The sequence below is a fragment of the Streptomyces sp. ISL-11 genome (assembly GCF_018614525.1).
Taxonomy (GTDB): Bacteria; Actinomycetota; Actinomycetes; order Streptomycetales; family Streptomycetaceae; genus Streptomyces.
The window spans coordinates 16,152-28,051 of the sequence record NZ_JAGGOL010000115.1; the positions used below are offsets into that span (position 1 = coordinate 16,152).

An 11,900-nucleotide genomic window follows, 5' to 3' on the forward strand; every position below is an offset into this window, starting at 1 on the left:
CGCACCGACCAGACCCTCAGCGCCGCGTCAGTGCCGTCGGGCGCGGTCGGCTCGTCCAGACAGGCGCCGGTGCGCAGGTCGAACGCCTGCTTGTACATCGGCGAGGCGACCACCGGGGTGCCGTCCCGGCTGCCGAAGATGCCGCGCGAGAGGACGTAGGCGCCGCTGAACGGGTCGCGGTTGCCGACGGCGTACACCTGGCCTTCCCGGTCGCGGAAGACGGCCACCTGCTCGTCGCCGACCAGTACCGCCACCCCGCGGCCGGGCACCAGGGCCGACCAGTCGCACACGGCCCGCCACGCACTGCCGTCGTGGATCTCCACCGTCATCGGACACGCACCTCCAGTTCGGCTCCGGCGATCAGCGCGGGTGCGGCCGCCGCCGGGGTGAGGATCCGGCCGTCCTCGTGCGGACGGGCCGGGCGGATCTGGTCGCGCTCGGGGACGAAGCGCACGGTCGGGTCGGGGGTCCCCGGGGCGTTGGCGAAGGACACGAAGCGGCGCAGCCGTTCCGGGTCGGCCAGGGTGGCGGACCACTCGTCCTCGTACGTCCCGATGTGGCGGGCCATCAGCTCGTCCAGAACCGCGCAGATGCCCAGCGCGTCGTCCATGACCACCGCGCGCAGGTGGTCCAGGCCGCCCTCCAGGCGCTCCAGCCAGGGCGCGGTGCGCTCCAGGCGGTCGGCGGTGCGGATGTAGAACATCAGGAACCGGTCGATGGTGCGGATCAGGGTCTCGCGGTCCAGGTCCGCGGCGAGGAGGTCGGCGTGGCGCGGTGTCATGCCGCCGTTGCCGCCCACGTAGAGGTTCCAGCCGGCCGAGGTGGCGATCACCCCGAAGTCCTTGCTCTGCGCCTCGGCGCATTCGCGGGCGCAGCCGGAGACCGCCGACTTCAGCTTGTGCGGGGCGCGCAGGCCGCGGTAGCGCAGCTCCAGTTCGATGGCGAGGGCCACCGAGTCCTGCACGCCGTAGCGGCACCAGGTCTCGCCGACGCACGACTTCACCGTCCGCAGGGCCTTGCCGTAGGCGTGCCCGGACTCGAAGCCCGCGTCGACGAGCCGCTTCCAGATCAGCGGCAGCTGGTCCACGCGGGCGCCGAACAGGTCGATCCGCTGCCCGCCGGTGATCTTCGTGTAGAGGTGGAAGTCGCGGGCGATCTCACCGATGGTGATCAGGCCATCGGGGGTGATCTCACCGCCGGGGACGCGGGGGACGACCGAGTAGGACCCGTTGCGCTGGAGGTTGGCGAGGAAGTGGTCGTTGGTGTCCTGGAGCGCCGCCTGCTCGCCGTCCAGGATGTGGCCGTGGCCCAGGCTCGCCAGGATCGAGGCGACGACCGGCTTGCAGACGTCGCAGCCCTCGCCGGTGCCGTGCTCGTCGACCAGCCGGGAGAAGCCGGTGATGCCCTTGACCCGGACGATCTCGTACAGCTCGGCGCGGGTCTGCGTGAAGTGCTCGCACAGCCCCGTGGACACCTCCGCGCCGCCGGCCGCCAGCTCCTCGGACACCAGGGTGCCCAGCAGTTTGACGCAGCTTCCGCAACCCGTGCCCGCCTTCGTGCACTTCTTGACCTCGGCGACCGACGCGCAGCCCCGCTCGCTCACGGCCGCCCGGACGGTGCGCTTGTCGACGTTGTGACACGAGCAGACCACCGCCTCGTCGGGCAGGGCCACCGGACCGGCCGGCGCCCCCGCCGAGGCGGGCAGGACGAGCTGTTCGGGGGGTACGGGCAGCCGGGCGCCGCTGACCGCCAGCGGCCGCAGGACCCCGTACGCCTCGGTGTCGCCCACGAGCACGCCGCCGAGCAGCGCGCCGTCGGAGCCGATCACCAGCTTCTTGTACACGCCCTCCCGGCTGCTGGAGTACAGCACGTCCAGGGCACCCTCGGTGGTGCCGTGGGCGTCACCGAAGCTGGCCACGTCCACACCCAGCAGCTTGAGCTTGGTGGAGGTGTCGGCCCCCGTGAACGACCCCTCGCCGCCGGCCAGGTCGAGCGCCACCGCCTCGGCCATGGCGTAACCCGGCGCGACGAGCCCGTACACCTTGCCGTCGGCGGCCAGCGCGCACTCCCCGATGGCCCGGATGTACGGGTCCTCGGTGCGGCAGCGCTCGTCGACGACGATCCCGCCGCGCTCGCCGACCGGCAGCCCGCACTGCCGCGCCAGCTCGTCGCGCGGGCGCACCCCGGCCGAGAAGACCACCAGGTCCGTGGCCAGTTCGGTGCCGTCGGAGAGCGCCATGGCGCGGACCCGGCCGTCCTCGCCGGTCTCGATCCGCTGGGTGCCGGCGCCGGTGTGCACCGCCACGCCCAGGTCCTCGATCTTGCGGCGCAGGACGGCGCCGCCGCCGTCGTCCACCTGCAGCGCCATCAGCCGCGGCGCGAACTCCACCACATGGGTCTCCAGCCCCATGGCCGTCAGCGCGCCCGCTGCCTCCAGCCCGAGCAGCCCGCCGCCGACCACCGCGCCCACCCGGGCCCCGGCCGCGTCCGACCGGATGCCCTCGAGGTCCTCGATGGTGCGGTAGACGTGGCAGCCGCCCGCCTCGTGCCCCGGCACCGGCGGTACGAAGGGGTACGAACCGGTGGCCAGCACCAGCACGTCGTAGCGCAGTTCCCGGCCGGCGGCGGTGGTGACCGTGCGCGCGGCGCGGTCGACCGTGGCGGCCGGGTCGCCCAGCAGCAGCTCGATGCCGTGCGTACGGAGGAACTCCTCGGAGCACAGGGACAGCTCCTCGGCGGAGGTGCCGGAGAACCACGAGGTCAGCCGCACCCGGTCGTACGCGGGCCGGGCCTCCTCGGCGAGGACGGTCACCCGCCACCGCCCGGCCGCGCCCGGCGGCTCGAACAGGGCCTCCAGAAACCGCTGGCCGACCATGCCGTGACCGACCAGAACCAGATCCTTCATCGTCATCACGACGCTCCTTGGGTGGTGAGCAGGTGCAGGGGGTCCGCGGGCAGCGGGTCGTCCCGCTGGTAGGCCCGGGACAGGGCGCCGACCGTGGCCAGGTCGCCCAGGAGAATGCCGCCGACGAGCCGGTCGCCGCGCACGACGAGCTTCTTGTACGAGCCGCGGGTGGCGTCCGTGAGCCGCAGGACGTCCAGCCCGGGGCCCCCTTCGGCGGTCTCGCCGAACGCCGCGTACTCCAGGGGGCCGGCCGTCAGCCGGGTGTACGGGCGCGAGCCGGTGTAGGCCGCGTCCGGGTCGGCACCGGAGAGCCGGGCGGCGAGCACGTCGGCCTGCGCCCAGGCGGGACCGGCCAGGCCGTGGGTGACGCCGCGGTGTTCGGCGCAGTCGCCGATGGCGTACACGCCGGGGGCGCAGGCGAGGGTGTCGTCGACCAGGATGCCGGTGCGCACGGGCAGGCCGGCGGCGCGGGCGAGGCGGGTGCGGGGCCGCACGCCGCAGGCCACGACCACGAGGTCGGCGTCCAGCACGGTGCCGCTCGCCAGCTCGACACCGGTGACGCGGCCGGGGCGTGCTTGATCAGGCCCGTCCGGCGATCGAGGACCGGGGTCCGGGGCGGAGCCCCGGTCCCGGGAAGGGGCGGGGTGGGGAAGAAGCGCGCCGCAGGCGTCGCGCAGTGTCCCGACGCCCAGATCCGCGAGCCCGCTGCGCAGCATCGTCCCGGCCTGTTCGTCGAGCTGCCGCTCCACCAGGTGCGGCCCCCGGTACACGATCCTCACCGACAGCCCGAGCGCGGCCAGCGCCCGCGCCACACCCACCCCCAGCACCCCGCCCCCGACCACCACCGCCCGCTCGGCCCCCGCCGCTTCGCCGGCCAGCCGCCGGCAGTCGGCGAGCGTGCGGAACGCGTGCACCCCGTCCCGGAGCCCGCCACCGGCGCCCCGCAGGCCACGCACCCGCGGCAGCACCGGCTCCGCCCCCGTCGCCAGGACCAGCTCGTCGTACGAGGCGTCGGAGCCGTCCGCCAGACGCAGCGTCCGCGCGCCGACGTCCACCCCCGCCACCGCGCCGCCCGCCCGCACGACCCCCTCCCCGTACGGCAGGCCGACCGCCTCCGCCGCGTACCGCCCGGCGAGCACGTCGGCGAGCAGCACCCGGTTGTACGGGACGCCCGGCTCGGCACCGTAGAGCGTCACCTCGCCCCGCCCGCCCAGCGCGTGGAAGCGCTCGGCGAACCTCGCGGCGGCCATGCCCGCGCCCACCACCGCGATCCGGCCCGTCATCGGTCCGCCCCCGCGGCCCGTTCCACGCGCACCGCGCAGATCTTGAACTCCGGCATTCCCGACGTCGGGTCGAGCGCCGGATTGGTGAGCGAGTTGGCCCGGCCGGCGCCGCCCCAGTGGAACGGCATGAAGACGGTGTCGGGCCGGATCGTGTCGGTCACCCGGGCCGGTGCCAGGGCCTGCCCGCGCCTGCTGCTGACCGTCAGCAGCTCGCCCTCGGCGACCCCCAGCCGCCGGGCGAGCACGGGGTGGAGCTCCACGAAGGGGCCCGGCGCGGCCCGGTTGAGCTCCGGCACCCGCCGGGTCTGCGCCCCGCTCTGGTACTGCGACACCACCCGGCCGGTCGTCAGGAACAGCGGGAAGTCGGCGTCCGGTTCCTCGGCCGCGGGCCGGTGCGTCACCGCGGCGAACCGGGCCCTGCCGTCCGGCGTCGCGAAGCGGTCCAGGAAGAGCCGCGGCGTCCCCGGGTGCGCCTCGTCCGGGCAGGGCCAGAACACCCCGTCCTCGGCGCCGATCCGGGCGTAGCTGATGCCCGCGTAGTCGGCCGGACCACCCGCCGACGCCTGCCGCAGCTCCTCGAACACCTCCTCGGGGTCGTGCGGGAAACCCTTCGGCACCCCCAGCCGGTCGGCCAGCTCATGGAGGACGCGCAGGTCGCTGCGTACGCCCGGGGGAGCGTCGACGGCCTTGCGGCGCAGCAGCACCCGGCCCTCGAGGCTGGTGAGGGTGCCCGTCTCCTCCGCCCACTGCGTGGAGGGCAGCACCACGTCCGCCAGCCGCGCGGTCTCCGAGAGCACCGGATCGCCGACGGCCAGGAAGTCCAGGGCCTCCAGCCGCCGCGTCACATGCGCCGCGCGGGGCGCGGAGACCACGGGATTGGAGCCCATCAGCAGCAGCGCCCGCACACCGCCCTCCTGGCCCATGCAGTCCAGCAGCTCGTACGCCGAGCGGCCCGGGCCCGGCAGCTCCGCGGGGTCCACGCCCCACACCGAGGCGACGTGGGTGCGGGCCACCGGGTCCTCTATCGAGCGGTAGCCGGGCAGCTGGTCGGCCTTCTGCCCGTGCTCCCTGCCGCCCTGGCCGTTGCCCTGGCCGGTCAGACAGCCGTAGCCGGAGAGCGGCCGCCCGGCCTTCCCGGTCGCCAGGCAGAGGTTGATCCAGGCGCTGACGGTGTCGGTGCCCTTGCTCTGCTGCTCGGGGCCGCGCGCCGTCAGCACCATGCCCTCCGGCGCGCCGGCGAACATCTCCGCGGCGGCGCGCAGCCGCGCCACCGGCACCCCCGTCAGCAGCTCCACCCGCTCCGGCCAGTGCGCCATCGCGGCGGCGCGCGCCTCCCCGAAACCCGTCGTGCGCCGGGCGATGAACTCCTCGTCCAGGTGGCCGTCGGCGACGATCAGGTGCAACAGCCCCATGGCCAGGGCGAGGTCGCTGCCCGGCAGCGGCTGGAGATGCAGGTCGGCCTGCTCGGCCGTGCGCGTCCGGCGCGGATCGACGACGATCAGCGTGCCGCCGTTCTCGCGCAGCTCGCGGAAGAAGCGCAGCGCCGGCGGCATCGTCTCGGCGGGGTTGGCGCCGACCAGGATCACACAGCCGGTGCGGGGGATGTCCTCCAGCGGGAACGGCAGCCCGCGGTCGATCCCGAACGCCCGCCGGTGCGCGGCCGCCGCGGAGGACATGCAGAACCGGCCGTTGTAGTCGATGTTCGGTGTCCGCAGCACCACCCGCGCGAACTTTCCCAGCAGGTACGCCTTCTCATTGGTCAGCCCGCCCCCGCCGAACACCCCCACCGCGTCCCGGCCGTACCGCTCGGCCGCGCCCGCCAGCCCCGCTGCGACCCGGTCCAGCGCCTCGTCCCAGCCCGCCTCGCGCAACTCTCCGCCGCGCCGGTCACGCACCAGCGGCGCGGTGAGCCGGGCGCCCGGTGGCAGCAGCGCCCCGGCCGTCCGGCCCTTGCCGCACAGCGCCCCGAGGTTCACCGGGAAATCCGGCCGCTCCAGCACCTCGGCCCCCTCACCGGTGGGGCGCAGCCGCATCCCGCACTGGAGCGAGCAGTACGGGCAGTGGGTGTCGGTCGTCGTCATACAGCGAGCTTCACCGGTGCCCGTTACGCGACCGGGTCGGCCGTGTTGCGCCGGCGGTACGCACCCTTCACACCGGGCCCGGGCCCGCGTGGGCCGTACGACATCTGCCGTAACCTCCCGGGGCACCCTCCTAACCCCCACGTGACGGCTGGGCAACGCGATCGAAACGCGGCTGCCGGATCATCCGCGGCATGGGAACGAGCACCACGGCCGCAACCGGGCCGCTGACCGGTTATGTCATCGGGGTGACCGCCGTGCGGCGCCGTGAGGAACTGGCCGCCCTGCTCCGGCGCAGAGGGGCCCGCGTGGTCGAGGCCCCCACGATGCGGATCATCCCGCTCGACGACGACACGGCACTGCGGCACGCCACCCAGAGCTGCCTGACCGGCTCGCTCGACTACGTGGTCGCCACCACCGGCGTCGGCTGGCGCGGCTGGATGAGCGCCGCCGAGGGCTGGGGACACGGGGCGGGGCTCGCCGACGCGTGCCGGGGCGCGGTGGTGCTCAGCCGGGGCCCCAAGGCCACCGGCGCGGTACGGGCCAGCGGCCTGAAGGAGACCTACTCACCCGGCACGGAGGCGAGCGACGAACTGCTCTCCTGGCTGCTGACACGGGAGTTGCGCGGCCGCCGGGTCGTCGTACAGCAGCACGGCGCGCCCTTGGAGGGCTTCGCCGCCGCGCTGCGCGAGCGCGGGGCCGAGGTGATCGAGATACCGGTCTACCGGTGGGCGGGACCCGACGACCCGGACGCCGTACGGCGGCTGGTGGAGCAGACGGCGCGCCGCGAGGTGCACGCCATGACCTTCACCAGCGCCCCGGCGATCACCTCGTTCCTGGATTTCGCGGCCGCCGCCGGCCTGCGCGCCGACGTGCTCGCCGCGTTGCGCGAGGCGGTCGTGCCCGTGTGCGTCGGGCCGCTGTGCGCCAGGCCGCTGGAGGAGGCGGGCGTCCCGGCGGTCTGGCCGGAGCGCGGCCGCCTCGGTTCGCTCGTGCGTACCCTGACCGAGACCTTGCCCGCCCGCGACCGCCGGGTCCTGACCGCCGGCGGCCGCACGCTGGTGCTCCAGGGGAGCGCGCTGCTCGCCGGGGACGACGCCGTCTGGCTGCCGCCCGTACAGGCCGCCGTGCTGCGGGCGCTGGCCGAGCGGCCGGGCTGGGTGGTCAGCCGGGGCGAGCTGTTGCGGCGCGTCTGGCCCGGGGGCCGGGCGGACGACCACACGGTCGAGGCGGCCGTCGCCCGCCTGCGGGGCGCGCTCGGCCCGCGCGCGAAACTGATCCACACGGTCCCCAAGCGCGGCTACCGGCTGGCCGTGGACGCCTGACCCTGGCCGCACCTGCCGTGTCCGGCGTTTGAGGACGCGCCCGCAGGGCGCCCGCCGCCGCAGGCGGCAAAGACGGCCCCAGTCGAAGATCCGCGAGGCCGGGCGTACCGGCGAAGCCGAGCGCCGGCCGGCCGATGTCATCGACGGCCACGGGCCCACGTCGGCAACGCCTCAACCGCGCTGGCACGCACCCTGTCCCCTGACACCCCGTCGGCCCCGCAGGACACGCCGACGCGTCACCCGGACGCCCCTTCCGGAAAGCCGTGCGGCGGAAGGCGAACTACCGTCCGCGGCATGACGTCCGTACGCCGCCGCGCTCCGCGCCCCGCCCGCCGCTCCCGCCTCTCGCGCGTCTCCACGGTCTCCCTGCCGCTCGCCGCCGCGACCGTGCTGGCCCACGGCCTCGCCGGCTGCGCCGGCGTCGACCGGACGGCCGGCGCGCCCGATCTCGGCGCCTACTACGAGCAGACCGTCGACTGGAAGCCGTGCGCGCGCGAGGCGGACCGCGAGGTCAGGCGCGAGACCGCGAGGGCCACCGGCACGGCCGAATGCGGCCGCCTCACCGTCCCGTACAGCTACGCCGCGCCCGGCAAGGGCGAGCTGCGGCTCGCGCTCATGCGCTACCGCGCCCAGGACCCCGGCCACCGCCGCGGCTCCCTCGTCGTCAATTTCGGCGGCCCCGGCGCATCGGGCCTCAAACAGCTCACCGCCTACGGCCCCGACGGCCTGAGCCACGCCCGGACCGGCTACGACCTGGTCACCTTCGACCCCCGCGGCGTCGGCGCCAGCTCCCCGGTGCGCTGCGGCGGCGGGCGCGGGTCCGACGACGGCTCCGGCACGGACGACATGGCCGACGCCCTGGCCGCGCAGGAGAAGGCGCTCAAACACTGCAAGACGGAGCCGGGCGCCATCCTGCCGCACGTCAACACCGTCAACACCGCCCAGGACCTGGACGTCCTGCGCGCCGCCCTGGGCCAGGACAAGCTGGACTACCTCGGCTTCTCCTACGGCAGCCGGCTCGGCGCGGTCTACGCCCACCGGTTCCCCGGCAAGGTCGGCCGCATGGTCATGGACGGCGTCGACGAGCCCTCCCCCGACCTGAAGCAGACGACGCTCACCCAGACGGCCGCCTACCACCGGGCCCTGCGCCACGCGGTCACGACCTGCACCCGCAAGGGCGACGAGGACTGTGCCCTCGGCCCGGACACCGACCACGCCATGGAGCAGATCGAGCGGGCCTTCGACCACCTCGACGACGCGCCGCTCGACTGGCCCGGCGGCAGGAAACTCGACCGGGCCACGGCCGTCACCGAGACCATGGGCCTGCTGCGCTCCCGCCAGGGCCTGCCCGAGGTGCCCAACCTGATGGCCGCGCTCGTGCACCACGTGCCCCCGGGGGAGTCCGCCGAGATGGCCCGGGCGCAGGCCGACGACGCCGAGGGCAAGGGGCCGGACGGGAGCCGCGACAACTCCGCGGACGCGCTGACCGCCATCAACTGCGCCGACACGGCCGCCCGCTACCGCGCGGAACAGGTCGTCGCCTCCTACGACGAGTTCCTCGACGCCTCACCGGTCTTCGGCCCCACCATGGCCATGGGCATGGGCCTGTGCACCGGCTGGCCGACGGCCGGGGACGACTCCTCGCACGACGTCGCCGCCGCCACCGCACCGAAGATCCTCATGCACACCTCCGAGTACGACCCCGCCACCCCCGTCCGGTGGCTTGCCCAGATGGCCCGCGCGGTCGGCTCCGCGGTCACCATGACCGACACGGGCGGCGGCCACAGCGTCTACGGATCACCGGACGCCGCCTGCGTCAACGAACGGATCGACGCCTTCCTGCTGGACGGCGTCCTGCCCCCGAACCGCACCCGATGCCGGTGACCGTCCGTCAGGTGACCGGTAGTGCTCCATTGGAGCGGACTGAGGCGCGGGCGGATGGTCCACGCCGCGACCCGGGCAGTCATCAGCTCCGTGGAGGCGTCGGCTCATCCGCGCGCCCCCGCCCACAACCCCGCGCGCGGCAATGGACGATCACCGCGCGCAGACGAGGAACGGAGCAGTCAACGATGCGTATGCGATACCGGGCCACAACCGCGGTGGCGGCCCTCGCGCTGGCGGCGTCGACAGCGGGCACGGCACTCGCCATGCACGACGACGAACACCACGACGGTGCCTTCCTGAAAAAGATCCACCAGGGCAACCTGGCCGAGATCGCGGCGGGCAAGGACGCGGGCAAGCACGCCACCACGCGGTGCGTGAAGGACGCCGGGGCGCTGTTCGTACGCGACCACACCAAACTGGACGAGCAGATCAAGAAGCTGGCGCACCGCAAGGGCGTGACCCTGCCGACCATGGTCACGGACGACCAGCGCAAGGCGCTCAAGGAGCTCAGGAAGAAGGCGGGCACGTCCAGGTACGACCGGGCCTGGCTGAACGCGGAGGAGATGGGGCACAAGGAGGCGCTGAAGCTGATCGACCACGAGATCGATTACGGAAAGCACCACGAGGTGCGTGAGCTGGCCGAGGACGCGCGGCCCACCATCGTCCGCCACCTCGACAAGTTGTGCTTCTGCAAGCACCACTGACACCCCCGGCCCCGGCCCGGCCAGACCCGGACCGGGGCCGCGGTGTGCCCGCCGGGCCCGCGCCCGTACGAGCCGCGTGCCGTCAGGCGGGCAGCTGCGCCTCGATCGCGCGCACCAGCTCGTCGGCCTCGGGCTCCACGCGCGGGCGGAAGCGGCCCACGACCTCACCCCGCGGGGAGAGCAGGAACTTCTCGAAGTTCCACTGGATGTCGCCGGCCTCGCCCGCCTCGTCCGGGACCCGCGTCAGCTCCGTGTACAGCGGGTGCCGGGCCTCGCCATTGACGTCCGTCTTCTCGAACAGCGGGAAGCTGACGCCGTACGTCGCCGAGCAGAAGGCCGCGATCTCCTCGGCCGAGCCCGGCTCCTGGCCCGCGAACTGGTTGCTGGGGAAGCCCAGCACGCTGAAGCCGCGGTCCGCGTAGCGCTGCTGCAGCCGCTCCAGCCCTTCGTACTGCGGGGTCAGACCGCACTTCGACGCCACGTTCACCAGCAGCAGCGCCTTGTCGCGGTGGTCGGCGAGGGAGGCGGGCTCGCCGGACAGTGTGCGCAGGGGAATGTCGTACAGACTCAACGGGGGACTCCTCGGTGGATCGGGGTCGGTGCCGTACTCATCGTCCGTGCCAACCACTTCGGCGCGCCCGCTCTTCCCGAACACCCGCTCCCGACGACCCTCATGAATGAGCCGTACCGCAGATCCCCCGACACGCCTATCAGTCGGTCGAATACGGATAAAAACCACGCGCCCCGCGATCGAGTTGCTACGGAATTGAGACAGCCCTGGGCGATCCGGCCCCGGTCACCATGACATCCTGAGCCGTCACAGTCCTGCCGGACGGGATCGGCGGACGTCCGGGGATTACGAGGATGCACCAATGAGAATCTGCTTCCTGGTGGAGGAGCAGTACCGGCGCGACGGCATGCCGGTGGACGTGATCCGCCAACTCTCCGCCTGGGGTCACCGGGTGGACGTGCTGCGGCCCGGAAGCTCCCTGCTCAAGCTCTCCGAGACGGTCCGGGCGGGCGACCATGACGCGTGGGTGCTCAAAACGGTGTCCGGCGGACCCGGTCTGACGCTGCTGGAGGCCGCCGCGACCGTGGGGCTGACCACGGTCAACGACGCCCGGTCGATCCGCGGCGTACGCGACAAGGCACTGGCGGCCGTCATCGCGGAGCACCACGGACTGCCGGTACCGGCGACCTACGCGGCCACCCGCCCGGAGGAGTTCGCGGAGGTACCCGCCGCCGAGTACCCGCTGGTCGTCAAGCCCGCCGACGGCAGCTCGGGCCGGGCCGTACGCCTGGTGCCGTCCCCGGACCGGCTCTCGGACCCCGGCGCGGACGACACCGGCGGCGGCATGCTGATCGCCCAGCCGTACGTACCCAACGCGGGCGTCGACCTCAAGGTGTACTGCGTCGACGGCGAGCTGTACGCGACCGAGCGCTGCTCCCCGCTGCACCCGGGCCGGCCGGTGCGGGAGCGGCAGGTGCCGCTCACCGCCGAGGTGGCGGCCATCGCCACCGAGGTCGGCGCCGTCTTCGGCCTCGATCTGTACGGGGTGGACATCGTGCTCGGCCCCGACGGCCCGGTCCTGGTCGACGTCAACGACTTCCCGAGCTTCCGTCAGGTGCCGGACGCGGTCGCCCGCGTCGCCTGGGCCATCCTGCGGCTGGCCCACGCCGGGCCGGCCCGCGCCGGCGCGGCCGCCGCCCCGCTGCCGCAC

General features: G+C 74.1%; 8 protein-coding genes and 1 pseudogene. 4 read left to right on the forward strand and 5 right to left on the reverse strand.

Annotated elements, in window-relative coordinates; translation table 11 throughout:
* Positions 1-50: 50 nt before the first annotated feature.
* The 4 genes and pseudogenes from nirD to J7E86_RS22385 form a co-directional block, all read right to left on the reverse strand.
* Positions 51-329, reverse strand: a pseudogene (nirD, locus tag J7E86_RS32110) (nitrite reductase small subunit NirD); the annotation flags it as partial.
* Positions 326-2,911 (reverse strand): nitrite reductase large subunit NirB, encoded by a 2,586-nt coding sequence (nirB, locus tag J7E86_RS22375; protein ID WP_215083526.1) that lies wholly within the window; start codon positions 2,909-2,911, stop codon positions 326-328. The gene nirB and the pseudogene nirD, both read right to left, overlap by 4 nt.
* Complete coding sequence (locus J7E86_RS22380; protein WP_215083527.1) at positions 2,911-4,188, reverse strand: NAD(P)/FAD-dependent oxidoreductase; 1,278 nt, start codon at positions 4,186-4,188, stop codon at positions 2,911-2,913. Before J7E86_RS22380 ends, nirB begins: the two co-directional genes overlap by 1 nt.
* Positions 4,185-6,269: a molybdopterin oxidoreductase family protein gene (locus J7E86_RS22385; protein ID WP_215083528.1), complete on the reverse strand. Its 2,085-nt coding sequence runs from the start codon at positions 6,267-6,269 to the stop codon at positions 4,185-4,187. Before J7E86_RS22385 ends, J7E86_RS22380 begins: the two co-directional genes overlap by 4 nt.
* A gap of 191 nt (positions 6,270-6,460) precedes the next feature.
* Between J7E86_RS22385 and J7E86_RS22390 the strand changes: the two genes are divergently transcribed.
* The 3 genes from J7E86_RS22390 (at position 6,461) to J7E86_RS22400 (ending at position 10,179) form a co-directional block, all read left to right on the forward strand.
* Positions 6,461-7,591, forward strand: coding sequence for a uroporphyrinogen-III synthase (locus J7E86_RS22390; protein ID WP_215083529.1), 1,131 nt, complete (start codon positions 6,461-6,463; stop codon positions 7,589-7,591).
* A 294-nt stretch (positions 7,592-7,885) separates the two neighbouring features.
* A complete protein-coding gene (locus tag J7E86_RS22395) occupies positions 7,886-9,475 on the forward strand; it encodes an alpha/beta hydrolase (RefSeq protein WP_215083530.1) in 1,590 nt (529 codons plus the stop codon).
* A 185-nt stretch (positions 9,476-9,660) separates the two neighbouring features.
* A complete protein-coding gene (locus tag J7E86_RS22400) occupies positions 9,661-10,179 on the forward strand; it encodes a DUF4142 domain-containing protein (RefSeq protein WP_215083531.1) in 519 nt (172 codons plus the stop codon).
* Between the two features lie 82 nt (positions 10,180-10,261).
* On the opposite strand, the gene J7E86_RS22405 is transcribed toward J7E86_RS22400, so the two are convergent.
* A complete protein-coding gene (locus J7E86_RS22405; RefSeq protein ID WP_215083532.1) occupies positions 10,262-10,750 on the reverse strand; it encodes a glutathione peroxidase in 489 nt (162 codons plus the stop codon).
* Positions 10,751-11,051: 301 nt separating this feature from the next.
* Between J7E86_RS22405 and J7E86_RS22410 the strand changes: the two genes are divergently transcribed.
* Positions 11,052-11,900 (forward strand): RimK family alpha-L-glutamate ligase (locus J7E86_RS22410; RefSeq protein ID WP_215083533.1); only part of this gene is annotated, 849 nt, incomplete at its 3' end.

Coding starts and splice junctions, on each gene's coding strand:
- J7E86_RS22380 (WP_215083527.1), bottom strand. CDS start 4,188: ATGACGGGCCGGATCGCGGTGGTGGGCGCGGGCATGGCCGCCGCGAGG.
- J7E86_RS22395 (WP_215083530.1), top strand. CDS start 7,886: ATGACGTCCGTACGCCGCCGCGCTCCGCGCCCCGCCCGCCGCTCCCGC.
- J7E86_RS22400 (WP_215083531.1), top strand. CDS start 9,661: ATGCGTATGCGATACCGGGCCACAACCGCGGTGGCGGCCCTCGCGCTG.
- nirB (WP_215083526.1), bottom strand. CDS start 2,911: ATGACGATGAAGGATCTGGTTCTGGTCGGTCACGGCATGGTCGGCCAG.
- J7E86_RS22390 (WP_215083529.1), top strand. CDS start 6,461: ATGGGAACGAGCACCACGGCCGCAACCGGGCCGCTGACCGGTTATGTC.
- J7E86_RS22385 (WP_215083528.1), bottom strand. CDS start 6,269: ATGACGACGACCGACACCCACTGCCCGTACTGCTCGCTCCAGTGCGGG.